The 25,009-nt window shown below is 58.8% G+C and carries 21 protein-coding genes and 2 tRNA genes; all 23 read left to right on the forward strand.

Features of this window, described 5'->3' with window-relative positions:
• The first annotated feature begins 1 nt into the window (after position 1).
• Positions 2–445: a hypothetical protein gene (locus tag WCT10_04750; GenBank protein MFA6604110.1), complete on the forward strand. Its 444-nt coding sequence runs from the start codon at positions 2–4 to the stop codon at positions 443–445.
• Complete coding sequence (gene gyrA, locus WCT10_04755) at positions 414–2,918, forward strand: DNA gyrase subunit A (protein ID MFA6604111.1); 2,505 nt, start codon at positions 414–416, stop codon at positions 2,916–2,918. The genes WCT10_04750 and gyrA overlap by 32 nt, the downstream gene beginning before the upstream one ends.
• Before the next feature lie 105 nt (positions 2,919–3,023).
• Positions 3,024–3,830 (forward strand): DUF1189 family protein, encoded by an 807-nt coding sequence (locus tag WCT10_04760; GenBank protein ID MFA6604112.1) that lies wholly within the window; start codon positions 3,024–3,026, stop codon positions 3,828–3,830.
• 220 nt (positions 3,831–4,050) lie between these two features.
• Positions 4,051–5,046 carry a diacylglycerol kinase family protein gene (locus WCT10_04765; GenBank protein ID MFA6604113.1) on the forward strand — a complete coding sequence of 332 codons (996 nt, stop codon included), beginning with the start codon at positions 4,051–4,053 and terminating at the stop codon, positions 5,044–5,046.
• 260 nt (positions 5,047–5,306) lie between these two features.
• Positions 5,307–5,528 carry a 50S ribosomal protein L32 gene (gene rpmF / locus WCT10_04770; protein MFA6604114.1) on the forward strand — a complete coding sequence of 74 codons (222 nt, stop codon included), beginning with the start codon at positions 5,307–5,309 and terminating at the stop codon, positions 5,526–5,528.
• A 48-nt stretch (positions 5,529–5,576) separates the two neighbouring features.
• Positions 5,577–6,110 carry a transcription antitermination factor NusB gene (gene nusB, locus WCT10_04775; protein ID MFA6604115.1) on the forward strand — a complete coding sequence of 178 codons (534 nt, stop codon included), beginning with the start codon at positions 5,577–5,579 and terminating at the stop codon, positions 6,108–6,110.
• A gap of 34 nt (positions 6,111–6,144) precedes the next feature.
• Positions 6,145–6,840: a ribonuclease III gene (gene rnc / locus WCT10_04780; GenBank protein ID MFA6604116.1), complete on the forward strand. Its 696-nt coding sequence runs from the start codon at positions 6,145–6,147 to the stop codon at positions 6,838–6,840.
• Positions 6,841–6,865: 25 nt separating this feature from the next.
• Positions 6,866–7,975: a PilT/PilU family type 4a pilus ATPase gene (locus WCT10_04785; protein MFA6604117.1), complete on the forward strand. Its 1,110-nt coding sequence runs from the start codon at positions 6,866–6,868 to the stop codon at positions 7,973–7,975.
• 47 nt (positions 7,976–8,022) lie between these two features.
• Positions 8,023–8,097 (forward strand) — tRNA-Arg (locus tag WCT10_04790).
• Positions 8,098–8,224: 127 nt separating this feature from the next.
• Positions 8,225–8,301 (forward strand) — tRNA-Lys (locus tag WCT10_04795).
• A 672-nt stretch (positions 8,302–8,973) separates the two neighbouring features.
• On the forward strand, positions 8,974–11,328 hold the full coding sequence (locus tag WCT10_04800) for a HAMP domain-containing sensor histidine kinase (protein ID MFA6604118.1): 2,355 nt from the start codon (positions 8,974–8,976) through the stop codon (positions 11,326–11,328).
• Positions 11,329–11,330: 2 nt separating this feature from the next.
• A complete protein-coding gene (locus WCT10_04805) occupies positions 11,331–11,768 on the forward strand; it encodes a response regulator (protein MFA6604119.1) in 438 nt (145 codons plus the stop codon).
• Positions 11,769–11,777: 9 nt separating this feature from the next.
• Positions 11,778–12,200, forward strand: coding sequence for a response regulator (locus WCT10_04810; protein MFA6604120.1), 423 nt, complete (start codon positions 11,778–11,780; stop codon positions 12,198–12,200).
• A gap of 11 nt (positions 12,201–12,211) precedes the next feature.
• Complete coding sequence (locus WCT10_04815) at positions 12,212–13,903, forward strand: ATPase, T2SS/T4P/T4SS family (GenBank protein ID MFA6604121.1); 1,692 nt, start codon at positions 12,212–12,214, stop codon at positions 13,901–13,903.
• A gap of 64 nt (positions 13,904–13,967) precedes the next feature.
• A complete protein-coding gene (locus WCT10_04820; GenBank protein ID MFA6604122.1) occupies positions 13,968–15,191 on the forward strand; it encodes a type II secretion system F family protein in 1,224 nt (407 codons plus the stop codon).
• 1 nt (position 15,192) lies between these two features.
• On the forward strand, positions 15,193–15,720 hold the full coding sequence (locus tag WCT10_04825; GenBank protein ID MFA6604123.1) for a hypothetical protein: 528 nt from the start codon (positions 15,193–15,195) through the stop codon (positions 15,718–15,720).
• A gap of 22 nt (positions 15,721–15,742) precedes the next feature.
• Complete coding sequence (locus WCT10_04830) at positions 15,743–19,933, forward strand: prepilin-type N-terminal cleavage/methylation domain-containing protein (protein ID MFA6604124.1); 4,191 nt, start codon at positions 15,743–15,745, stop codon at positions 19,931–19,933.
• A complete protein-coding gene (locus WCT10_04835) occupies positions 19,930–20,475 on the forward strand; it encodes a prepilin-type N-terminal cleavage/methylation domain-containing protein (GenBank protein MFA6604125.1) in 546 nt (181 codons plus the stop codon). Before WCT10_04830 ends, WCT10_04835 begins: the two co-directional genes overlap by 4 nt.
• Before the next feature lie 4 nt (positions 20,476–20,479).
• Entirely contained in the window at positions 20,480–20,917 is a 438-nt protein-coding gene (locus WCT10_04840) for a hypothetical protein (protein ID MFA6604126.1), read from the forward strand.
• 118 nt (positions 20,918–21,035) lie between these two features.
• Entirely contained in the window at positions 21,036–23,663 is a 2,628-nt protein-coding gene (gene pilM / locus WCT10_04845; GenBank protein MFA6604127.1) for a pilus assembly protein PilM, read from the forward strand.
• A 62-nt stretch (positions 23,664–23,725) separates the two neighbouring features.
• The gene (locus tag WCT10_04850; GenBank protein MFA6604128.1) at positions 23,726–23,953 is read left to right on the forward strand and encodes a hypothetical protein; all 228 of its coding nucleotides are present in this window, start codon (positions 23,726–23,728) and stop codon (positions 23,951–23,953) included.
• 48 nt (positions 23,954–24,001) lie between these two features.
• Positions 24,002–24,604: a prepilin-type N-terminal cleavage/methylation domain-containing protein gene (locus WCT10_04855; protein MFA6604129.1), complete on the forward strand. Its 603-nt coding sequence runs from the start codon at positions 24,002–24,004 to the stop codon at positions 24,602–24,604.
• Between the two features lie 226 nt (positions 24,605–24,830).
• Positions 24,831–25,009, forward strand: a 179-nt coding sequence (locus WCT10_04860) for a prepilin-type N-terminal cleavage/methylation domain-containing protein (protein MFA6604130.1), incomplete at its 3' end; no start/stop codon positions are given.

Raw genomic sequence — 25,009 nt, forward strand, 5'->3', positions numbered from 1 at the left:
TATGACCGAACGGCAGTCAGTCGTGCATCAGCTCGATAACAAGGCGGCGCCGGCAGTTCCGGCAGCCGACGGATCCGCGGAGAAGAAACAGCGGATCCTGTGGCTCGCGGTCGGCAGTCTGACCGCCGTCATCATCCTCTTGTGGCTGCTGCTCTTACCGCTGCAGATCAAGCAGTTCAGTCTCGGTTCCCTGAGCGGCCTGGCGGATCGGTGGCGGGTCGTGCGCGAGGAGAATCAACCGCCGGCGTCTTTCCGCGACGCTTTGAACCGGCTTCACGACCGCCTGGTCGAGTCGTCGGCCCAGGATCAGGCGGCTGCGCCCGCTGGCGAGACCTCCGCGACCACCGCGGAAGTCGTCCGGCTCCGTGAAAAGTTAGAAACGATCAGCGAGAACACCTTAATCTCCCTCGAAAATGCCGCGCCCCAAGATCAAGGCACCAAATAACAAGAAGCAGCAGGAACAACTGCCGCTCGCCGACCAGATCGGCAAGATCGAGAACCGCTCCATCACCGAAGAGATCCAGGAGTCTTTCTTGGATTACGCGATGTCGGTCATCATCGACCGCGCCTTGCCTGACGTCCGCGACGGCATGAAGCCGGTCCATCGCCGCATCCTTTACGCCATGTGGAACATGGGCCTCAAGGCCGGTTCGAAGTTCCGCAAGTCAGCCACTGTTGTCGGCGAAGTGCTCGGCAAATATCATCCGCACGGCGACGCCGCGGTCTACGAGACGCTCGTCCGTCTGGCCCAGGATTTCTCGCTGCGCTATCCGCTCGTGTGGGGCCAGGGCAACTTCGGTTCGCTCGACGGCGATTCGGCCGCCGCCATGCGCTACACCGAGTGTAAACTGGCGTCGATCTCCGACACCATGCTCGCGGACATCGACAAGGATACCGTGCCGTTCGGCCCGAACTACGATGGCTCGCTCAAGGAACCGCACGTGCTGCCGGCGCTTTTGCCCAACCTGCTGCTGAACGGCACCGTCGGCATCGCCGTCGGCATGGCCACCAATATCCCGCCGCACAATCTCAGTGAGCTTTGCGACGCCATCGCCCGCTTGCTCGACCAGCCCGATTGCACGGTCGAGGATCTCATGGAGCACGTCAAAGGTCCGGATCTGCCGACGGGCGGCATCATTTACGACCAGCGCGACATCGCCCAGACCTATGCCACCGGCAAGGGCGGCATCGTCATGCGCGCCAAGACCGAGATCATCGAGGAGAAGGCCGGCCATTTCCGCATCATCGTCCACGAGATCCCGTATCAGGTGAACAAGGCCACGTTGCTCGAGAAGATCGCTGATCTCGTCCAGGAGAAGAAGATCGACGGCATCAAGGATCTGCGCGACGAGTCCTCGAAAGAGGGTGTGCGCATCGTCATCGATCTCAAGCGCGACGCTTATCCGAAAAAAGTGCTGAACCGGCTCTTCCTGCTCACTCAGCTGCAGGAGACTTTGCATGTGAACATGCTGGCGCTCGTCGACGGCATCCAGCCGCGCATCCTCAATCTGAAAGCGGTCCTGGAATATTACATCGAGCATCGCCGCAACATGGTCAAGAAGCGGACCGAGTTCGATCTCGCGCGGGCCGAGGAGCGCGCTCATATCCTTAAGGGTTTGAAGATCGCCCTCGACCACCTCGATGCGGTCATCAAGACCATCCGCGCTTCGCAGGACAAGGACGAGGCCAAGGCCAACCTGATCAAGAAGTTCAAACTGTCCGAGGCCCAGGCGACCGCCATCTTGGAGATGCGCCTGCAGGCTCTCGCCAACATGGAACGCCGGAAGGTCGAGGATGAATTGAAGGAGAAACTGGCGCTGATCAAGGATCTTGAGGCCATCGTGCGCAGTCCCAAGAAGATCACTGATATCGTCAAAAAAGAGACCTTGGGCGTCAAGGATAAGTACGGCGACGAACGCCGGACCGAGATCGTGGCGCACGGCGTCAAGGATTTTTCGGCCGAGGATCTGATCCCGAACGAGCCGACCATCGTGCTCATCACCGCCGACGGCTACATCAAGCGCCTGCCGCCGGACACTTTTCGCACGCAGGAGCGCGGCGGCAAGGGTGTCGCCGGCGTCACGACCAAGGAAGCTGACGTGGTCGAGCATCTGTTCACGACCACGACCCACGCCGACCTGTTCTTCTTCACTTCGCGCGGTCGCGTCTTCCAGCTCAAGGCTTATGACGTGCCGCAGGCTTCGCGCGTTTCCAAAGGCCAGGCTCTGGTGAACTTCCTGCAGCTCGCGCCGAACGAGAAAGTTTCGGCCGTGCTTTCGGGCGAGGATTTCGCCGAACACAAGTTCCTGTTCATGGCCACGCGCCAGGGCACGGTGAAGAAAGTGCCGATCTCGGATTTCTCCAATGTCCGCCGCAACGGCCTCATCGCCGTCAAACTTCACACCGAGGATGTGCTCGAGTGGATCAAGCCGGCCACCGGCACTGACGAAGCGATCCTGGTCACGGCCGCCGGACAGGCCGTCCGTTTCAAGGAAAAGGACGTGCGGCCGATGGGGCGCGCCGCTTCCGGCGTGCGCGGCATCAGGCTCAAGAATCGCGATTGCGTCGTCGGCATGGACGTTATTTCTCCGGACATGGCCAAGGCCGGCAAATTCGAGCTGCTGGTCGTGATGGCCAACGGTTTCGGCAAGCGCACCAATCTCACCAACTACAAGATCCAGGGCCGCGGCGGTTCCGGCATCAAGACGGCCAAAGTGACCGACAAGACCGGCAAGATCGTCATGGCCATGGTCGTTAACGCCAAGGAAGAGCGCGACCTGCTCGCGGTCTCGGATCAGGGCCAGGTCATCCGCGTGCCGGTCGGTTCCATCTCGGTCGTCGGCCGCGACACCCAGGGCGTCCGCATCATGCGTTTCAAAGAAGAGAAAGATGGCATCGCTTCGGTCACGCTGGTGTGATCAGCGCGCCCCGCGGATAATTTTACCTGAACGGAGTCGCCGCGGCGGCTCCGTTTCCGGTTGGCGCCAGGCAGCGCCGCTGGTCGAGTCGCAATCATCATCATTATGTCGAAGAACAATCTTTGGCGGCAGATCGTCTGGAGTTCCTACGATCTCGAATTTTATCGCCGGGTCCGGTCGCGGCCATGGTTCGAGTCTTTCCGCTACCTGCTGGCGTTCGGCCTGCTTCTGGCAGTGCTGTTCGCGGCCCTGTTCGCGCCGGCGGCTTTTTCGTTCCCGGGGCGCGCCGTCGGTTTTTTGGAAAAGTTGCCGGCGGAGTCGTACATTGCCGTGAAGTCCGGCCGGATCGAGACCGACCTGCCGCAGCCGGCGGAGTGGGGCAGTGGCAATTACAGGATCGTGATCGATACGTCGATCGAGGGCGGCGAGTGGCGGGAGACACTGCCGTCCGGGGCGATGATCGTCGGCCGCGATGCTATTTTCATCGACCAGCTCGGCGACCAGCGCGTGCTTCCGGCTTCGGATTTGGGCGAGCTGTCGCTGACGCGCGCGGCGGCTCTCGATTGGTGGAAAAAATACGGCCCTGGTTTCGGCATCGCGGCGACATTGGCGTTGTTCGTAGCGTATCTTTTCATTCTGGTCCTGGCTAACGTATTTTTGGCTTTACTTGGCGCTGTTATGGCCTTCGCCATCGGCCGCGCTTTGCGTTTGCAGCCAGATTTCGGTTCGTGGTTCGCGGCTGGCTTGCACGCCATCACCTTGCCGGTCCTGGCCAGTGTTCTCTTCGGGCTTCTCGGCCTCGACGCGCCGGCGATCCGGACAGTCATCTTCTTTATGTTCATCGCGGCCGTCGTCATTGACGAACGCAACAATCCGCTCCCGGCCGTTGCTTCTGGATCGGAGAAAAAATAAAAAAAAGTGGGGGAGTGCGGGAGAGACGGAGTCAGGGAGAGACGGAGTAGGGGAGCTAGTCGGTCTCCAGCCCTCCAGCACTTCAGCCCTCCAGCACTCCCTCACTCCCCACCATTGATACTTTCATCCGACCCGGGCATAATCCGGTCCGTGTCCGTCGGGAACAGATCGCGTCCCGGGACCTGATTATCGTTCTTTCCCAAACCTGAGGAGGTGACCAGTGAAATTACTGCGCCGCCGCACCAAGATGGCGCTCGTGGCCAACCCGAACGCCGGCAAACATACTCCCCGCGCCGGACTCGGAGCGGTCATCGGCAAGATCCTGGCCGCGCCGCCGGATCCGCATCGTCTTTACGACACGCAGACCCTCGGCGAACTGGCCCAGGCAGCCAAACGCATCCAGCTCAGCCGTCCGGATATCCTGGCCGTGGCTGGCGGCGACGGCACGCTGCACCAGACGCTCACGAGCGTGCTCGCCGAGTACGAGAAGCAGCCGCATGCGCCGCTGCCGCGGATCCTGATCGTCCCGATCGGCACGATGAACACGGTCGCGACCGCTCTCGGCGCCAATCGCCGCGATCCGGTCGAGCTCGTGAAACGCGTCAGCGAGAAGATCCGGCAAGGGGCCGGGTTCCGCACCGTCAAAGCCAACATCCTCAAGATCAACGGCGAGTACGGCTTCCTCTACGGCGCCGGCCTGCCGGTTCATTTCTTGAACCGCTACTATTCCTATCCGGCCGAACTCGGCAAGTGGCGGTCCGCCAAGGTCATCGCCGCCGTATTCTGGGACGAGGTCCTCGGCCTGCTGCCGTTCCGGCGTTCGCGCCGACTGCTCACTGAGCCGGTCCATGCCCGCATCCGTCTGCCGGATGGTCATGAGCCGCCCGTCGTTCCTTTCATGAGCCACACCGGTTTCATGGTCGCGACGGTCGACGAGATCGGTTTCGGCTGCCGGGCGCTGCCTGACGCCAGAAGCTGCCCCGGCAGTTTCATGATCCGGTCGCTCCGGCTCTCGTTCTGGAGACTGGCCGTGCATCTGGCCCGTCTCTGGAGCGGCTTCGGACTGCCGGCTGCCTCCGCTTTCGACGCGGTGGTTCCGGCCGTGACCATCGAATACGAACAGCCGACCGTCACGTTCCTTGACGGCGACATGCGGCCGCCGACGCTCCGCGACGAGATCGTCTGCGGTCCGGAACTCGAGTTCATCATTGATTGATCCTTAACGTTGGCCGCCTCGCTCGAGGCGGTCTTTTTTTGTAATCCGCAGCCTGATGGGATACATCGTCTGAGGCGGTTTCAGGACTGTAGCCAGCCTTATCCGGCACATTTTTGGATTTTTTGGTCCGGGACTGGCTTACTTGGGCCAAAAAACAGAGCCTTTCAAGCCGGCAGCAGATTGACACCGTCGCCTTATTCCGTTATAGTCAAACAGTTAAAAGCCGTTACCGGCTGCTAATTCTAAATACTCGATCCACTATGGGTCTTCCTGGTCATCGTCGAACTAGTTCGCACAAGCGCCGCCGCTCCGCTCATTTTGCGTTGAAGAAGCTCAACCTGGGCGCTTGCCCGAAGTGCAAGGAGCCAGTCATGTCGCATCGCGCCTGCCGGAATTGCGGCACCTACGCCGGCCGTCAGGTCCTGAAGATGAAGAGCCTGGTTGCCAAGAAAGCCAAACCGGAAGCCAAAGCGAAGAAATAGCCGGCCCGTGAGCGGTCGTTTTGCGGCCGCGTCTTAAGCGCATTTCACATGTCCAATCGTCATCTCGCCCGGACCATCGCCATGCAGTCCTTGTACCAGTGGGACTTCAACGGCAAGCAGAACGAGCGTATCCCGGATATCGTTGAGTCCAACCTCCAGGAATTCGCGCCGGATTTTGACGACAAGGGTTTTGCCGTGGCGCTGATCGACAGCATCGTCGCCAAGGCCGCTGACATCGACAAGCTCATCGCGGCGTTTGCGCCGGATTGGCCCATCGAACAGATCACCAACGTCGATCGCAACATCCTGCGTATCGGCGTTTACGAGTTGAAATTTTCCGAGGCCATCCCCTCGAAGGTCGCCATCAACGAGGCGATCGAGCTCGCGAAGACCTTCGGCGGCGAGTCCTCCGGCCGGTTCGTGAACGGCGTCCTCGGCGCCATCTACAAGGACATGGTCGCCAAGAACGAGATCAAGGAGATCGACAAGATCGAACACCCGCCGAAGAATGCGGCGCCGCCGGTTGAGGGCGCTGTCCCGTCCGCCGAGCCCGAGAAACCGGTTCCGCCGGCCCAGGGCTGATGATTCTTCGCCGCCGCCGGCCGCGAGCCAGACTATGAATAACAAAGACCTCGGTAAATTGGAGCAGCGGATCGGCATCACGTTCAAGGATCAGAACGTCCTGATGCAGGCTTTCATCCACCGTTCGTACCTGAACGAGCATCCCAGCTTCCCATTCAATCATAATGAGCGCCTCGAATTCCTCGGGGACGCTATTCTGGAATTGGTCGTTACTGAATATCTTTTCAATAATTATCCGAATCCCGAGGGCGAGCTCACCAACTGGCGCGCCGCGCTCGTGAACGCCAAGTCGCTCTCCGAGGTCGCCAAGGATCTCGGCCTCGACGAATACCTGTACCTGTCGCACGGCGAAGCCAAGGACAGCCAGGGCAAGGCCCGGCAGTACATCCTGGCCAATACTTTCGAGTCGCTCGTCGGCGTGATCTATCTCGATCAGGGGCTCGACGCGGCGCGCAAATTCATCAAGGAGTTCGTCCTGGTCAAATTGCAATACATCCTCGAACACCAGCTGTATCTCGATCCGAAGAGCCGTTTCCAGGAGAGTTCGCAGGACGTGGCCGGCGTCACTCCGTCGTATCGGGTGATCGGCGAGCAGGGTCCGGATCACGCCAAGGAGTTCACCGTCGGCGTTTATCTCGGCGAGGAACTGGTCGCGACCGGCGTCGGCAGTTCCAAACAGGAGGCTCAGGTCGCCGCGGCCGAAAAAGCCCTGGAAGTTAAAGGTTGGTAAAAAATCCCTCAGTAAAGCTAAAAATATGACCCAAATCAAAAGCAGCGAACAACTCAAAGCTTTACAGGTGGTGGATCAGCTTTTCGATATTGCCGTCGAGCGCAAGGCCTCGGATCTTCATCTCGTGAGCGGTAAGCCGCCGTTGCTTCGCATCTCCGGCGAGATCGTGCCGGTCGAGGGCGCCAAGGTCCTGGCTTCCGAACAGGTCGAACAGCTCGTGTTCGCGCTGCTGAGCGAACAGGAGGCCAAGCGTTTCAACGAGGAGAAAGAACTCGACGTCGCCCACCAGACGCCGTCCGGCCAGCGTTTCCGCGTCAACTTGCACTGGGAGAAACAGCACGCCGCGCTCGCCGCCCGCACCATTCCTTCGGTGATCCCGACGATGGAGGCGCTGAACCTGCCGCCGGTCGTCCAGAAGATGACCGACTATCCGCACGGCCTCGTGCTCGTCACGGGTCCGACTGGCTCGGGTAAATCCACGACGCTGGCCTCGATGATCAACCGGATCAACACCTCGGAATCGTGCAACATCATCACGCTCGAGGACCCGATCGAGTTCCTGTTCGCCGCCGACAAGTCGGTCATCCGGCAGCGCCAGCTGGGCCAGGACTTCCTTTCTTTCGGCGAGGGCCTGAAGCACATCTTGCGCCAGGATCCGGACGTGGTCATGGTCGGCGAGATGCGCGACATGGACACGATCGCCACGACACTCACTATCGCTGAGACCGGTCATCTGGTCTTCGCTACTTTGCATACTTACTCCGCCGCACAGACGATCGACCGCATCATCGACGCTTTTCCGCCGCACCAACAGAACCAGGTGCGCTCTCAGTTGGCGCTCACGCTGCGAGCCGTGATCTCGCAGCAGCTCTTGCCGATGCCGGCCGGCGGCCGAGCCGCGGCGCGCGAGATCCTCATCAATAATCCGGCGGTCGCGAACCTGATCCGCGAGAACAAGATTCCGCAGATCAAGAACGTCCTGCAGACCTCGGCTGGCGAAGGTATGACCACGCTCGGTCAGGATCTGCAGCGTTTGGTTGATGAGGGAATCGTCGAACTCGATGTCGCTCAGCAGTATCTGATCGGAGCCGACAAGATCGGAGCCAATGACAAGCCGGCGAAGAAGAAGTGGTGAGTTAGTTACTAGGTGCTAGTTACTAGTTTCTAGTTGCTAGCCAACTCGCGGGCGTAGCTCAATGGACAGAGCGGCGGTCTTCGGAACCGTTGATGAGGGTTCGATTCCCCCCGCCCGCACCAGATATTTACAGAATTGGCTGGTTGTGCTAATAATTTACCACCGTCGATTTATAGGTTGGCAGCTCCACCCTTCGCTCCTGCGGAGACGCGGGTGGCAAGCAGTCTGATAGTCCGTCGTCGTCATCATGGGTTGGTAGCTCAGCTTGGTAGAGCAAGTGCCTCTTAAGCACTGGGTCCTGGGTTCGAGTCCCAGCCAACCCACCATGAATTTAAACCCCGCCGCAAGGCGGGGTTTTGCATTAATCAGATAAACCACCAGCTTTAGCTGGTGTGGGCATCGTCTTCATCACTCCAGCACTCCAGCACTTCCGCACTCCCCCCAAGTGATCTTTTACTGTGGGGTTGGCTTGGATGAGAAGGGAACTTTCCAGAGTGCCTAGTATGGCACTCTGGAAAGTCCCGGGCGGCGAAGGAGGCGCAGATGAGGCCGCGGCCGAATCAAGCCAGGTGAGCCGGAGTCCCAGCCAACCCCCGAGCGCGTTTTGTACGCCCGTTCGCCGCTCGCTGGTTCGCGTCTCACCCACCATGAATTTTAAATCCTGCCTTAAAGCGGGATTTAACGTTATTGCGGGGCGAGATCGGACGAGAAAGACGTTTCGCATAGTTTTCCACCTTAATTGCAGCGGCAGCTTCTTTCAATTGATATGGGGATAGTTTAGGGGCTTGAAATATGATAAAATATGTAGAGAAGAAATAAGGGGCATTGGCCAGGCTTCGGGAAGGCCGCGGCCAGTGAACCAAGCTTATTTGGAGGAACGCATGAGCCTTTTAATTGAAATCGGAGTACAGAGCCTTGAGGCTTTGTTTGTCGTAGCGGCGATCGTCGCGTGTTTTTCTTTGTTTCGCGGATATGCTGCGGATAAACGTTTGTCGCGAATGTTTTTCGGCGCGGCTTTTTTAGCTGCAGCCGGAATCTTCGCGTCATTACTTACGGCTCAAGCCTTGGCGGTTTACGGCAATGCGGTCAATGCCAGTCCCCTGGTTCATCTCTTGGTGGTCCAGGCGGCCATGGTTGCCTTCGGCGTCGTCGCCTCGCTTTCCGGGCGCCGTCGCCAGATCTGGGCTGCAATTTCGGTTGTTGCCGCTTTAGCATCAGTCGTGCTCGTCAGCCGCTGGGGTTATGGTTGGACCTCGGTCGGGACGGTCGTCATTCCGGATCTGCGCTCGCCGGGAGTGGCCGCCGCCGCCATCGTTTTCGCCGTCGCGTCGGCATTGGTCGGCCTACCGGGACTGGTGACGCTCTTGCGACGCGAATCGTCAGGCAAGGTCGGTTCGATGATCGCTTTCGCGGTTGCCGGTTTTATCGCCGTCGCAGTCGGTCTCTATTGCGTATTTGCGGGCGGGAAATCGGCTCCGCTTGTCGTCGGGACCGGCTATCTTCTGATCTCCATCAGCCAGTTCTTCGGAGCGATTGGCACGGTCAGCCGCGAGGAGCGCGTGTCCGGCAATCCGTTGAATTATTTCGGCGACGATCTCGTCAACCGACTATCATTGCTGACCGCGACCGTGTTCTGGGTGATCGTGTTATGCGGCTCCCTTTCTTTCCTTTCCGTCTTCGCATCGATCCAGCGCGAAGCTGATATCATCCAGGCTCGCGAGACCCTGGGAGATATGGCGCAGGATTACGTCTGGTCCCGAAATGTAGCTTTGGAGGACGTGATCTGGGCCTCCAGATCGTTAACCGCCGCTCTCGTCGGGCAACGAGCGGATAGGGCTGCTCGGATTGATTTGCGCAGTTTGGTTCCGGCTGACAGATATTTTTCCGTCCGTTTGACCGATTCCGAAGGCCGCATCATCAGCAGTGATTTGCCCTCGGATATCGTCGGATCCTCCGTGCCGTTGAATGCGACCTTGGCCAAAGCCGCGGCCGGTTTTAGCGTCGCATCTTTGGAGATTGAACCGGTTCTGGAGCGCAATTTGATTATGGCCGCCGCTCCTGTAACCGCGCCGTCAGGCGAGACCTGGGTATTGGCGGTTTCGTCCGAGTGGCTAGGTGATTCTCTTGGCGACGTCGGAGCAGATATGCCGTCGATCGGTTACGGGCTCGTGAACACTGATGATCAGGAAATCCTGACGGTCGGCAAGCCCTTGCTCCAGGAAGATTGGCAGGATCGCACGATTGATCGCAATGGCACGGAAACCGCTGATCTGGGAGGCACGCCAGCGCTGGTTCTTGCTGTCTTTTCGACCGGCGGCGAACCGGCCGGCAGTTTCTACGTTCTGTTGCCTTTTCACGATCAGACTGGACAGTTACGTCAGATCGGTCTGGTCGCAAGTCTGGGTTTTGCCGCGCTTTTCCTGATCATGCTCATGTTCTCGGCCTATGTTCAGAGCTCGACGCTTCGGCCGCTGCAGGAGATCGACCGATTGATCACTGGTTTGGAGAAAGGATCTTTCCGTCCGGCCATAGGCCGATTTGGAAACGATGAGATCGGTGTTTTGGTCAGCCGACTAAGTTCGATCGCCGAGAAATTGAGCCTCAATGTTTCCGGGTTGAATTCGGTCATCGGCGAGCAAATGGATTTCCTGGTCAACACCGCCAACGAGATGCGGACGCCGCTCAACATCATTCGCTGGACCGTCGACATGATGCGCTTCGGCGATACCGGTCGGTTGAACAAGGATCAGCTGGAATTGCTCGAGCAGCTTCACCAAGTCGACCAGCGGCTGATTGTCCTGGTCACTAATCTCATCGAGGCTTCCAAGATGGAGCGCGGCCGCATTTCTCTTAAATTGGCCCCCTGCGCCATCGAAGGGATTATTGACCAAGCTGTCGGTTCTTTTGCCATGAAGATCCGCGAAAAGCAGCTGGAGTTGGCGTGGCAGCCTCCGGAGAGGAAATTACCCGAGGTCCGGGCGGATAAGGACCGGTTGAATCAGATCCTGATCAATTTGATCTCTAACGCCGTTAAATACACCGACGTCGGAGGTCGGATCACTATCAAAGCGGCGGTGAGCACAGAAATATCTCCTGGCGGTCAGCGCGGGCGTTTCATCAAGCTCACGATCGAAGACAATGGTCGTGGTATTCCCGCTAAACAGCAGCCACAGGTGTTTTCGCGCTTCTTCCGCGGCCGCAACGTCATGACCGACGACGTCAATGGCGCCGGGCTCGGACTTTATATCGTTGATAAGCTGGTGGCTCTGCACGGCGGCAAGATTTGGTTCGAATCAGTCGAGGGTTCTGGCACGACTTTTTCGTTCACCATCCCGACCGTTAAACGGACATGATTATGAAAGATGTTCATCACGACAAAGCGAGGCAAACCAGGATCCTGATTGTCGAGGACGAGAGCGCTCTCATGGATATTTACGCCATGGTTTTGAGCCAGACTGGCTATGAAGTAATCAAAGCTTCAGACGGCGTGGCTGGTCTGGAGGCCGCCATCCACGAGTCTCCGGATCTGGTATTGCTCGATCTGGCCCTGCCGCTCAAAGACGGTTTCGAGGTGCTGCGCGATTTGCGCCGCAATCCGCGCACGGCCGTGACTCCGGTCATCATTCTTTCCAATCTCGGCCAGGATTATGAGGTCAAAACCGGCCTGAATCTCGGAGCCAATAAATTTTTGATCAAGACTCAGGTTGGTCCGGAAATGTTGTCTGAAGAGGTCGCCAAGGTGCTCGCTAAAGCGCGAGCGGCTGCGCAATCGGAAAATGTCGATAAAAAATAACCCCTCAGTGTGACCGCAGGATCGCCGCAAAATCAGACGGCCGCGAAGATGAAGGTGCTTGTCATTGAAGACGACAAGTTTCTTCAGCGTCTGCTCGTGATGAAACTCGCGCAGGATGGTTTTGACGTGGTCGGCGCTTCTGACGGCGAAGATGGTCTGCGCCGCATCGTGACCGAACCGCCTGATCTGGTCGTCCTCGATTTGATCCTGCCGAAGATGGACGGTTTCGAAGTCCTGACGCAGATGCGCACCAACTCCCAGACGCGCGACATTCCCGTGATCGTGCTTTCGAACCTTGGTCAGGAGGAGGATGTCAGCCGGGTCAAACAGCTGGGCGCTATGGAATTCCTGACCAAGAGCGATATCTCCATCCATGAGGTCGTTCAGAAGATCAAAGAGGCTTTGGCCCGGCATTTAAGCCAGAAGAAATAAGTCTTACGTCCATGCTCGCTACCAAGGAGCAATTCAAAGCCATCCTGGTCGACACCGGACTCGTCAAACCAGAAGATCTGGAGAGCAGCGCCGCTGAGGCTGCGAAGACTGGTTCGACCATTGAAGAGGTTCTGGTTGAACGCAACCTGGTGCCGGAAGAATATCTCGGCCAGTTGTTGGCTGAAGCCATAAGTTTTCCTTATATCCGTTTGGAGAATCAGAAGATTCCCGATCATCTGCTTCGGATCATTCCTGAGCGCGTCGCGCGCAAGGTCGGTGCGCTGGTCTTCGGCAAGGACGATCTCGGCCGCCTGCTCGTGGCCATGCGCGATCCGTCCGATCTTGATTTTATCCGCCTGCTCGAGAAAAAGAGCGGCGTCCGCGTGTTGCCGCATTTCGCCACGGCGCGCGGTTTGCAATCCGGTTTGGAGCGTTACGCCAGCGATCTGAACAGTTCCATCGAAGCGATCCTGGAGGAGGCGGCTCCGAAGCGCGGCCAGGGCGACGAATCTGGCGAGTCCGGCGTCATTCGCGTCGTCGAACTGCTCATGGCCTACGCTTTCCGGACGAATGCTTCCGATGTCCATATCGAACCGCGCGAAGGCTCGATCGTCGTGCGTTATCGCATTGACGGCATCCTGCACGACGTCGTGAGCCTGCCGCAGCGGCTCATGGAGGCGGTCGTGACGCGCATCAAGATCCTTTCGAAGATGCGCACGGACGAGCATTTCGCCGCCCAGGACGGAAAATTCCAGGAGCTCGTCAATGGCGAGCGGCTCGACGTCCGCGTCTCGGTGCTGCCGGTCGTTGATGGCGAGAAGGTCGTCATGCGTCTGCTTTCGGAGAAGGGGAAGCGCTTCGGGCTCAAGGACCTCGGTTTTTCCGACGCCGACCTGAAGAAACTGGAGCGGCATATCAAGAAATCTTTCGGCATGGTGCTGGCCGTCGGTCCGACCGGTTCTGGCAAGACGACCACCATGTACACGATCCTGCGCATTCTCAACACCCGCGACGTCAATATCGCGACCATCGAGGATCCGATCGAATATTCCATCGAAGGCGTCAATCAGATCCAGGTCAACGCGAAGACCGGACTCACGTTTTCCGCCGGGCTGCGTTCGATCGTCCGCCAGGATCCGGATATCATCATGGTCGGCGAGATCCGCGACGAGGAGACCGCCGGCATCGCGGTCAATTCCGCCATGACCGGCCACCTGGTCCTTTCGACCTTGCATACGAATGACGCCGCCACGACCTTGCCGCGCTTCCGCGACATGAAGGTGGAACCGTTCCTGATCGCTTCGACCGTGAATGTCATCGTCGCCCAGCGTCTCGTTCGGAAGATCTGCGGCCGCTGCATCACGAGCCAGGACCTGTCCTTGGCCGAGTTCCTGGAGAGGTTCCCGAAAGCCGTCGTCGAACGCATGTTCGGCAAGCAGAAGAAGGATCAGACCATCCGCGTCTATCACGGCAAAGGCTGCGATCGCTGCGGCGACACCGGGTATCAGGGCCGCGTGGGCATCTACGAGATCCTGGAGATGGAGGAGAATATCCGCGATCTGATCATGACCAACGCCAACGCCAAGACCATCCGCGACGCGGCGGTGAAGAACGGTATGACCACCATGCTTGAGGATGGCATCCGCAAAGCGCTCGAAGGCGTCACGACCATCGACGAGGCTCTGCGCGTAGCCGGCGAGTAATTTTTACACCATTGGCTTCGCTGCTAGTCGTCAGTCCGGCGGCCAACCAGTTAACCAGTTAGTTATGTCCTATCGTTACGTAGCCTCGACCAAGGACGGCAAGATCCATAAAGGCACCTCCGACCTCATGAGCCGGAACGCCGTCATTGAAGATCTTGAATCGCGGTCGCTGATCGTCATCTCGGTCGAGGAGTCGCGCTTGATCCGGGCCGCACTGCGCGCCGGGTCCGGCTTTCTTGGTCCGGTGCGGCATATCGACCGGGTGCTCCTGACCAAACATCTCTCTGTTATGTTGCGCGCCGGGTTGTCGCTGCTCGAATCGTTGCGCATCCTTCAGGAACAGGCTGCCTCGCGGCGGCTGCGGCGCGTACTCGAGGTCGTCGCCAAGGCGGTGGAGGGCGGCGGCAGTTTTGCCGACGCTTTGAGCGAGCATTCAGCTGTTTTTTCGACGTTCTTCGTAAGCATCGTCCGGGCCGGCGAGATCTCTGGTACCCTCGAGACCAGTCTCGACCATTTGGCCGTCCAGCTTTCCAAGGAACACGAACTCCGCACCCGGGTCCGGTCCGCGGCTTTTTATCCGGCGATCGTGCTGACCGCGGCGGCTCTCATCGGCTTCTTTTTCGCCACTTACGTCATTCCGCAAGTCGCCAATTTGTTCATCGGACTCAAGGGCATCGAGTTGCCGCTCATGACCAGACTGCTTCTCAATTCGGCCGCGTTCTTGCGCAATTATACTTTTCAGACTTTCTTTGGCGGCCTGGCCGGCATCTTGCTGATTTATTGGTTCTTGCGCCGCCCTTTCGTCGCTCCGGTCACGCATCTGATCCTGCTGCGCCTGCCGATCCTGAGCAAGGTCGTCCGCGACGTCAATCTGGCGCGCTTCTCCCTGTTGCTCAGCACTCTTTTGAAGAGCGGTATTCCGATCACCCAGGCGCTGCAGGTGACGTCCGACGTGCTGGGTAATTATTATTTCAAACAGGCTTTGGAGAAAGCGCTGGTATCCGTCCAGCAGGGCGAAGCTTTGTCAGACGCTTTGGAGCGGTCGCCGCACCTGTATCCGAAGATCGTCGTGCGGATGATCAACGTCGGTGAACGTTCGGGCAAACTGGAAGAAGTGCTGAGTTATCTCTCCGAGTTCTACGACCTCGAAGTCCAGACCACGATGCGGAACCTTACGACCATCATGGAGCCGGTTCTGCTCTTGCTCATCGGCTTGGTCGCCTTGGGCCTGGCTTTCGCCATCATCATCCCGATCTATAATTTCATCGGCGCGATCAGCCGGCTTTGATATGCCACGACCGACCCGGGCTCAATATCAGCATTTCGCGCGTTCGCGAGCCGCGGCCGGTTTGACCCTGATCGAGTTTTTATTGGTGATCGGCATTGCCGGATTGCTCGCGACCCTGATGGCGCCGTTCATGTTCAGCGTCGTTGGCCGCAACAGTTTGAACATCGCTTCGGCCGAAGCGGTCGATGCCCTGCGCGAGGCTCAGTTCTCGGTCATGAGCGGTTATGCGCCGGCGCGTTATGGTGTGCATTTCGAAGCTGGCAAGTTCGTTTATTTCAGCGGCAGCGCTTATGTTCCCGGCAATCCGGATAATGTCGAACATCTTTTGTCCGACGGGGTCGTGGCGACCGCAGTCACTTTGACTCCCGGCGGCGCCTGCACGGTCGCGACCGGCGCCGGCAATTGCAATATCCATTTTTCGTCCAGCGACGGTTCGCCGGTCGAGAGCGGTTCGATCGTTTTTCAGGGTCCTGACGCCGCCGTTCAGACGATTGTCCTGAACGCGGTCGGCATGATCGACGCGAATTGAGCGGTATTTTTTCACCATCAGAATGAGTAAGACGATATCCGCGGCAAGCAAAGGTTTCTCGATCATCGAGGCGCTCGTGGCCATCGCTGTTTTCGGCGTGCTCGCGGCCGGAACCATCAATCTTGTGGCCGGGCCGATGATCGCTTCTTCGGAAGCGCGCGAGCGGTCGCGGGCTTCGTTTTTGGCTGAAGAGGGGATCGAGGCGGCGCGCTCCATCAGGAACGCTTCCTGGATGAATCTCACCGCCGGCGATCACGGGTTGGCCAAGACGACGGTCTGGTCGTTCAGTGGTAATTATGACGACACCGCCGAGGGTAATCTGATGTTCCGCCGCGTGGTGGCGATCGAGCCGGTCAGCCGTGATGGCGGCGGCAATATCGTCGCGAGCGGCGGCTCGGTCGATCCCCGCACGAAAAAGATCACGGCGACGGTGAATTGGATCTCCGGTTTCGGTCTCGCCCGCAACGCCGTCGCCTCGGCCTATTTCACCAATTGGAACGTCTACGACTGGCGTCAGTCCACGGACACTGATTTCAACGCCGGTGTCATGAACAATGTGCGTACGGTCGGCTCTGGCGAGAACGCCTCCGTGGAACTCGCTCCGGCCGCGACGACTAAGATCTGGACGCCTCGCGAAGGCACGCTCGAGATCCATAATTCGGCCGCGTTCTGGGGCCAGGGGACGTTCATCGACACGGAAACCTACGACACCGGCACCGAGGCCGTCATCAAGGAAAAGGGCGTGCCTCGCTGGATCCAGATCTATGCCGGCCAGACCTTCTTTCAGACGACTGACGCCCACTTCGCGACCGGCACACCGACGAATACCGTGGTCGTCGACACCGGCGACCTTGGAGCGGTGGCTCTGGCCTCGTCAGCCAGCTGGGCGGCGATGACTTCGCCTACCGCCTCTCATTTATATGAGGTCTCCTGTTCGTCCTCCACTGATTGTTTCGCGGGCGGCGCCGGCGGCACACTTTTGCGCTGGGACGGCACGGCCTGGGCGACCATAACTTCTCCGACCTCCCGCGCGATCAATGGCATCGACATGGTCTCCGCGACTCTGGGCTTCGGGGTCGGCACCAACGGCGACGCCATCCGCTGGAACGGCACGAGCTGGTCGAGCTTGCCCTCGCTCGGCACCACCGCGAACGACGTTTTCATGTTGTCGGCCACCGATGGCTGGGCGGTCGGCAACAGCGGCAAGTTCTGGCGCTGGAACGGTACGGCCTGGAGCCAATTCGTGGACACCGGCAACCAGGGTTGGATGGCGGTCTGGATGAATTCAGCGACCGACGGCTGGGCCGTCGCCTCAAGCGGTGCTCTTCGCCGCTGGAACGGTACGACCTGGGCAGCTTTCACTTCACCGACGAATAAGGCTTTGAACGGCATCGCTTGCGGCGCGGCGAACGTCTGCTTCGCGGTCGGCGCCCAGGGCACCATCATTCGCTGGAATGGCACAGCCTGGTCGATTTACGCGTCGCCGACAGCCAACGTATTGAATGATGTCTATATGATTTCGGCGACCGATGGTTGGGCTACGGGCGCCGGTGGTACTCTGTTGCGTTGGAACGGTACGGCCTGGTCGAGTGTTGCGGCGCCGGCGGCCGATACGATCAACGGCGTCTTTCAGCTTTCTTCCAACGAGGCTTATGCTGTCGGCAACGGCGGCGTCATCTGGCAGTACGGCAATCACTACGCCGCTTCCGGTACTTATATCTCCAAGGTTTTCGATGCCGGCCAAAACGTGAACTGGGGTCATATTTTCTGGGACGAATATTTTCCCAGCGATGCCACCCATCTCACTATTGCGACCCGCACCGGCAACACGCCGATACCCGACGGCACCTGGTCGGCCTGGAGCGGCGAACTCACCAATCCTACGAACGCCCCGATTACGTCTCCAGCCGGCCGGTATTTCCAGTACCGAGCGACCTTGACCACGACCTACACTTTCGAGACTTCGCGTTTGAACAGCGTTTCCATTTATTATAATGAGCCGGCCGCCGGAACTTATTTCGACTTGAAAGTGACAGACCTCACCGATGGTTGGTCCGTCGGCCAGGGCGGTCAGATCGCCAGGTTCAACGGCATTGAGTGGTCAGCCTACCCATCGCCGACCACGGACAGCTTGCTTGACGTTGATTTTTCGTCGGCGACCAACGTTATCGCCGTCGGCATGGGCGGCCGCATCATCCGCTGGAACGGCACGACCTGGTCAACGATGACTTCGCCGACACTGAACGATCTCCATGCGGTCAAGGTCGTTTCCGCGACCTCGGCTTATGCCGTCGGCGCCAAAGGGACGATTATCCGCTGGAACGGCACGACCTGGTCGGCCATGTCCTCGCCGACCAATAAAACCCTCGAAGCCGTTGATATGTTGTCGGACACTGATGGTTGGACGGTCGGCAACAACGGCGTCGCCCTCCATTGGAACGGCACGGCTTGGTCGCTCGTGAACACCGGTACCAGCTCGGGCTTGAACGGCGTGGCCGTCATCTCCGCGTCCGACGTTTGGGCTGTCGGCCAGGGTGGTCTCGCCCTCCACTGGAACGGTACATCCTGGGCGTCCGTGGCGAGCACTACGCCGAACGAGATGCGCGATATCTGGTGCACGGCGACCGATGATTGCTGGGCAGTCGGCATCGAGGCGACTTTTCTGCAATGGAACGGCACGGCCTGGTCGCAGTACGTGTTCGCCAACCCGTCGAATCCGCTCGTCCAGGGCGTGCATATGCAATCCGCCTCCGAAGGCTGGGCAGTCGGCGAGGGCGGCGCCATTTATCACTACACTCCGGTCTATCCGTCACCAGCCTACTGGATCTCGCCGGTCATCGATTCCGGTTCGCCCACGACCCTTTGGAATACCATCAGCTGGGATTCGCTTGAGCCAGCGGGCACGAGTATTGTTTTTCAGACTCGCACCGGCAATACGCCGATACCCGACGGCACCTGGTCGGCCTGGAGCGCCGAATCCGCTGACAAGGGCGGTACGACCATCACCTCGCCTGTCGGCCAGTATTTGCAGTATCAGGCTGTTTTTCGCACAACCATCACTTATTCCACAGCCATGCTCCAACAGGTCCGTCTCGTGCGCGATGCGGCGACCGGCCAGAATCTCTTCGGTGTTGACGGTGTCGCCGCGGCCGATGTCTGGTCCGTGGGACGGTCGGGGACGATCATTCATTATAATGGCACTGAATGGACATCTGTTGCCTCGCCCACGAATCGCAGCCTTAACGAGATCGACACCGTGACCGCTTCCGCCGCGTACGCCGTCGGCAATTCCGGCGAATTGCTCAGCTACGACGGCGCGGTCTGGACTGAATTCACTCCTTCTCCGACCGCGAACGATCTCAATTCCGTTTCGATGCTGTCCGCGACGGATGGTTTCGCAGTCGGTGCTGCCGGCGTCATCCTGCATTGGGATGGCACAACCTGGTCGCTCGCCAGCAGCCCCACCGGGCAGAATATCAATGGCGTCTTCATTTATTCTCCGACCCTGGGTTTCGCCGTGGGCGACGGCGGCGTCATTCTGAAATGGGATGGTGCGTCCTGGACGACCGACACGACGCCCGTTGCGACCCGTTTGAACGACGTGCATGTCCTATCGGAGACCCTGGGTTTTGCCGTGGGCGACGGCGGCGTCATCCTGAATTGGGATGGCCTGGCCTGGACGACGGCAGTCTCGCCGACAGTTGTTCGTCTGAATGCCGTTGATATTCGTTCAACCTCCGATGCCTGGGCCGTGGGCGACTTTGGCGTCATCCTGCAATACGACGGCCTGGCCTGGAATTCTTTCACTTCGCCGACGACGCGCAGTCTTTACGGTGTCACCGTCCAGCTCACGACCGAGGGTTGGATCTGCGGCGAAAAAGGCGTCCTGCTCAAGGATCCGGAGCCGTTTTTTCCGGTCGGAACTTTCATCTCCTCGGTTCTGGATACTGATACTGTTTCCATCTTCGACGCCGCTTTTTGGCACACAGCCCTGCCGGCGGGAACGTCGGTCACGATCGCAGCGCGGACCGGCGATGTGCCGACACCGGACGCTTCTTGGAGCGTCTGGACCTCTCCGGAAACCAGCGCCAGCGATGGTTGGAACATGCTGGTCGTCGCCGGACGCTATCTGCAGTACCGCGCGACGCTCACGACGACCAATAATATGGTGACGCCATCATTCGAAGATATTACCGTAACTTACAGCCAATGAACGCCCATTTTCGCCAGCGCGCCGACCGCCGGGGTTTCACCCTGCTCGAGATGATGGTTTATCTGCTCATCGTCGGGGTGGTTTTAGTGTCGTCAACGCTGTTCGCTTACGAATTCACGATCACGCGCGTCAAATCCGCGGCTTTTCAAGAGACTGAACGCAACGCCCGGATCGCGCTCGCCCGGATCACTTCCGAGATTCGCCGTGCCGACGGTTATAATCTGGCGGGTTCGGTCTTTGGCATCAACCCTGGTCAGCTTTCGCTCATCATGCCAGTCGCTTCCGGGCGGAACCCTACGGTTTTTGCGGTCGCGGGCGGCCGTCTGACCATTCAGCAAGGAGCTGGTCCGGTCCTGCCACTCACGTCCTCCAAGGTCAATGTGACTGATCTGCTCATTGATGATCTCTCGCGCCCGAACAAGACGAAGACTTTCCGGATCCGCCTGCGCGCCGCTTACGTCACGGATCTGCAGTACTCGACCGCTGCCACCGAACTCGAAACGACCGCTCAGATAAAGAAATCAGACGGTTATTCGAATTGATATTATGGCTGATCATAAGATCCATGATCGGAGTCGCATCGGTCGGCCGGCGGCGGGCGTCGTCGCCTTGCTTGCCGTCGTCATTATCGCCGCGATCATTCTCTCAGCCGGTATTTCCGCAGCGTTCGTCGCTCAGACTCAGATCATCATCTCCGGCCACGTCGAACGCGAACAGCTGGTGCGCGAGGCTTTGTCGGCCTGCGTGGAAGAAGCGCTGCACCGTCTGAAGCTCGACGCCGCTTATCTCGGCGGTTCGATCGTTCTCGGCGGCCAGACCTGCACGGCTACGATCGCCGGCTCCGGACTGACCAGGATCATCACAGTCAACGCGGTCGACGGTCAGTATTCGCAGACCGTGACCGTTGATGCTTTGCTCAAACAGAACGGTTCCGGCAAGGCCAAAGGTTGGACGATCACGAATTGGTCCGAATCCGTGCCCTGAGGCTGCGTTCAGCGGTTTTTCGCCGCACCCGGTTGTGTGGTATGATATTTCTGAGCCCGTTTCGCGGCTTAACCGCGGATAAATTACGGGCCGGTCCGTGACGCCGTTAAGGCGGTTTATGCGAACGATCACTTTCGGACTGGATATCTCGGACCATTCGATCGAATTGGTCTCTTTGACGCGTCGCCAGCAGGCGATCGCGGCGGAGTATTGCGTCCGCACCGAGGTTCCGGCCGGGGTCATTACGCGCGGCGTCATTCAGGATGCTGAAAAATTGGCGTTGATACTGGAGAATTTGTTAAATAATGTTTTTGGCGAGAAGCATGGCAGGCTGCAAGCGGGCGTTTCAGTCGCTGAGTCGCTGGCTTACGCCAAAACTTTCGTGTTGCCGGCCAATCTGACGCCGGAGCTCGCCCGCAAGGCCGCGGAGATCGAGGCGGCCAGTTTTTTTCCATTTTCACTCGCGGAAGTGGCGGCGGATACGGTCCGGTTGCCGTCTGGTCCAGATACGCAGGTCCTATATTATGTCGCTGCTGATCGGGAGATCCTGGAGTCGTATCGGGATATCCTGGAACATGTCGGCGTGACGCCGCTGTTCTTCGAATGCGAGTCTTTGGCTTTGGCTCGGGCGCTGGTTCCGGGCAGGGAGACGGAGCCGATCCTGCTCGCTGATATCGGCGCCAGGACCACCGCGCTGTCGGTTCTTGACCAGGGCGGCATCCGTTTCAGTTCCAGCGTCAGTTTGGGCGGCGACAATTTGACCGCCGCGCTCGAGGTCCAGTTGAACACCCCGCTGGAAAAGGCTGAATACCTAAAGCGCAGGGAAGGTTTTGATCAGGCTACCAATCATGCCCGGACGCTGTTCATCATTCAGAAACCGATGTCCGAGATCATCGAGGAGATCACGCGAACTGTGGATTATTACCAACGCCAGACCGGACGATCCATCGCCAAACTGGTGTTGGCTGGAGGAACAAGCCTGTTGCCGGCGGCGGTCGATTATGTCGCATCCAATTTTTCCAAGCTTCAGGTGGCCAAAGGTGATCCTTTCGTCGGGATCGCTATCGACCATCTGGCGCGGGCGGAGGATTTCAAAAGTATTTCCCTGCTTTATGCCACTGCCACCGGGTTGGCGTTGCGCGCTTCTGGACTTCGCGGAGGTCCGGGCGTCGACCTGACTCCCGGCAGGTCCGGTCCGGGCCGGGGCGAAGCCTTTTTCGGGTCTTTTCGTCAGGCGGGTAATAAACTGATCTCTATGGTCAAACGAGCAACTACTCCGAGAAAAAAGAAAACCGCGGTTGCCGCCGCTACTGAACGCCAGTCCGCAGCGGCTCCGATCGCGTCGCCGTCTCCAGCCCCGGTTATCGAAACGCCGGCGTCGGTTTCTGCTCCGAGCGAGCCTTCTAAGCTGATTGAGTCGCCCAAAGTCGAGGTGTCTGCCCCGGCTGCCCCGGTCAAACCGGAATCGGTCATGATTGAACCGCCGGAGGCGATCTCCGCCGCGGAAGAGGCTGATTACGGCAGCGGAATCGGCGAGATCCTCGACTCGGCTCATGACTATGGCGATAAGAAGCCGGTCGCGCCGCCGCCTGAGGAGTACGTCGGCCAGTTGCCGTCGTCCGGCAAGCCCAAACTTTCGATCGAATCCATTTTGAGTCAGCGCAATCAAAAAGCCGTCGAACCGGTCGAGGCGCCGCAGCCGGTCGAGCCGGTGCGCGAACGCTCCCGCAGCAAGCCGCGCCTGCTCCCGCTCATCATCCTGGTACTGATCTGCATCTTTGTTGCCGCCGCCGGCGTCTTCATGTTCGCCCAGAAGAGCGGCTTGGGTGTTTCCCGGGACTGGCTCGCCGGTATCACGGCCATGTTCAAGAAGTCGGACTCGACGCTGCCGGCAGCAGTACCGGAAGTTCCTAAAGCCCCGGCCACGGTCAACTTGATGGTTCTTCTGGGTCTCAAGGAACAGCCGTCCGGCGAGATGCCGTTCGTCGTGACCCGCGCCATTGAGAATGATGTGACCGCCAGTGATACTTTTGACGCCACGGGCACCGCTCCGGTCGGGACCCCTGGACGGGCCGAGGGCAAACTCACCATCATCAACAAGACCGCGCAATCTTACACGTTCGTGGCCACGACGCGCTGTCTTTCGAAAGACGGCATCCTGTTCCGTCTGAAGAAGGCTACTCTTATCCCGGCTAATGGTTCAGTTGAGGCTGAGGTGGCTGCGGACAAAACCGGCGCCGCTGGCGATATCGGACCGACGACTTTCACTATCCCCGGCATGGGACCGGAGATGGAATCGCTGATTTACGCGGAGAGCAAGACGGCGATGGCGGGCGGATCGGGTGCGGCCGGCAAGGCGGTTACGGAAGGCGATATTGCCGCGGCCAAAGAGGCGCTCGTCGCCAAGCTCGCGACCGAAGCTCAGGAAACCCTGAAGTCCATGGCGCTCCCCGACGAGGTCCTGTTGGCGGATCTCATTTCTTCCAATGAGATCTCGGTTACGGCTCCCAAGGTCGGTCTGGCGGCGAATACTTTCGAAGTCAAGTTAGCGGTCAGATTCCGGGCGATCCTGGTGCCGCGTCCGGCCATTGACGCCTTGTTGCTTAAGCAACTCACGGCCGAGCTGCCAGCCGGTCTGAAAACGGTTGATTATTCGCTGGGTGAAGCCCAGTATCTGGTCGAAGCGTTCGACACCGAGGCCGACCTTGTCCAGTTGCGTGTCGAAGCGGCGGTTAAAAAGAATTGATAATTCGGCGTTTCCGGTCCCACCGGCTTGATCGGTGGTCTGGAATAATAACGAGCGACTTTATGGAACAAACGACACCTCAAAATTCATTGCCGCCGGCCGCTGTTAAGAATTCGATCAAGAAAGAGTTCTTTTGCGATCTTAGTCCCTGTGCCGTTTTTCGGTTCAAGATCGGCAAGGCCATCGCCTCGGGACTCAGCGGCTTCATCGCCGGCGTTATCGTAACTGCCATCGTCTTGTTGCCCTGGATGATCTTCTTGGGTAAATTGTGCCCGTCGACGACGCGTTGACCGTTGATTTAGATCAATTATCCATTTCTTATTATTCATTCAGATCTTATGTCCAAGACTATTCGTTTGAAGCAGGGCTTCACCCTGATCGAGCTCCTCATCATCATCGGCATCATCGGCTTTCTCGCCTCGGCGATCCTCGTCGCCGTCGACCCGGTCAAGCGCATTCAGGATTCCCGGAACGCCAAGCGCTGGAGCGAAGTCAACGGTGTTTTGAATGCCATTCTTACGAAACAGGTGGATGATCGCGCCACTTATGATGGGACGGCTGATACGGACGGAGTGGCTGGAGCGCCGTTCGTACCGACTATTGCCCCGATCATTACGCACGCTACGAATGCCCAGGTGATCGTCCGCCAGGATCCCGGCGTCGCCGCTTGCGCCACCCCTGCCACCAAACCGCTGTGTCCCGGTTTACCGGCAGGTATTACGCTTTCGTCCTCGGCTGAAGATTGCGTCGCTAATATCGTTGATATCGCACCGACCTATATCGCGGAATTGCCACTTGATCCAACGAGCACGACCATTGCGGGCAGTCCGGTTATCGGCGACGACAATACTGGATACTACATTCATCGCACCAGCGGCAATCGCATCGAGATCGGCTCCTGCTACCCTGATCAAGGCGCGTCCGTCAAGGTTAAACGCTAAGCAAGTTTTGAAAAATCCCCGCCTTACGGCGGGGATTTTTAGTGCTGGAGTTGGGGAATGAGGAAGAGACGGAGTCAGGGAGATCGTCGGTCTCCAGCACTCCAGCACTCCAGCACTTCTGCACTCCCACGCTTCCACCCTCTCTTCACCCTATTTTAAGCTCGTGCTATAATATGAATATCTCTTAATAAGGGCGTGTTAGCCCGCTTAAAGACCATTTAACCTTATGGTTAAGTCTCCGCGTCTCAGGAGTGCCAAGGGCTTCACGCTCATCGAGCTCCTCATCATCATCGGCATCATCGGCTTTCTCGCCTCGGCGATCCTCGTCGCTGTCGACCCGGTCAAGCGTATTCAGGACGCCCGGAACGCCAAGCGCTGGAGCGAGGTCAATGGTATTTTGAACGC

This window comes from Patescibacteria group bacterium (assembly GCA_041667185.1).
GTDB lineage: Bacteria > Patescibacteriota > Patescibacteriia > SG8-24 > SG8-24 > JBAYFM01.

Bases quoted from the DNA above. Each gene is read 5' to 3' on its own strand.
- rpmF (MFA6604114.1), top strand. From the start codon at position 5,307: ATGGGTCTTCCTGGTCATCGTCGAACTAGTTCGCACAAGCGCCGCCGC.
- WCT10_04800 (MFA6604118.1), top strand. From the start codon at position 8,974: ATGTTTTTCGGCGCGGCTTTTTTAGCTGCAGCCGGAATCTTCGCGTCA.
- WCT10_04760 (MFA6604112.1), top strand. From the start codon at position 3,024: ATGTCGAAGAACAATCTTTGGCGGCAGATCGTCTGGAGTTCCTACGAT.
- WCT10_04825 (MFA6604123.1), top strand. From the start codon at position 15,193: ATGCCACGACCGACCCGGGCTCAATATCAGCATTTCGCGCGTTCGCGA.
- pilM (MFA6604127.1), top strand. From the start codon at position 21,036: ATGCGAACGATCACTTTCGGACTGGATATCTCGGACCATTCGATCGAA.
- WCT10_04850 (MFA6604128.1), top strand. From the start codon at position 23,726: ATGGAACAAACGACACCTCAAAATTCATTGCCGCCGGCCGCTGTTAAG.
- rnc (MFA6604116.1), top strand. From the start codon at position 6,145: ATGAATAACAAAGACCTCGGTAAATTGGAGCAGCGGATCGGCATCACG.
- gyrA (MFA6604111.1), top strand. From the start codon at position 414: ATGCCGCGCCCCAAGATCAAGGCACCAAATAACAAGAAGCAGCAGGAA.
- WCT10_04805 (MFA6604119.1), top strand. From the start codon at position 11,331: ATGAAAGATGTTCATCACGACAAAGCGAGGCAAACCAGGATCCTGATT.
- WCT10_04835 (MFA6604125.1), top strand. From the start codon at position 19,930: ATGAACGCCCATTTTCGCCAGCGCGCCGACCGCCGGGGTTTCACCCTG.
- WCT10_04750 (MFA6604110.1), top strand. From the start codon at position 2: ATGACCGAACGGCAGTCAGTCGTGCATCAGCTCGATAACAAGGCGGCG.
- WCT10_04820 (MFA6604122.1), top strand. From the start codon at position 13,968: ATGTCCTATCGTTACGTAGCCTCGACCAAGGACGGCAAGATCCATAAA.
- WCT10_04830 (MFA6604124.1), top strand. From the start codon at position 15,743: ATGAGTAAGACGATATCCGCGGCAAGCAAAGGTTTCTCGATCATCGAG.
- WCT10_04785 (MFA6604117.1), top strand. From the start codon at position 6,866: ATGACCCAAATCAAAAGCAGCGAACAACTCAAAGCTTTACAGGTGGTG.
- nusB (MFA6604115.1), top strand. From the start codon at position 5,577: ATGTCCAATCGTCATCTCGCCCGGACCATCGCCATGCAGTCCTTGTAC.
- WCT10_04815 (MFA6604121.1), top strand. From the start codon at position 12,212: ATGCTCGCTACCAAGGAGCAATTCAAAGCCATCCTGGTCGACACCGGA.
- WCT10_04840 (MFA6604126.1), top strand. From the start codon at position 20,480: ATGGCTGATCATAAGATCCATGATCGGAGTCGCATCGGTCGGCCGGCG.
- WCT10_04855 (MFA6604129.1), top strand. From the start codon at position 24,002: ATGTCCAAGACTATTCGTTTGAAGCAGGGCTTCACCCTGATCGAGCTC.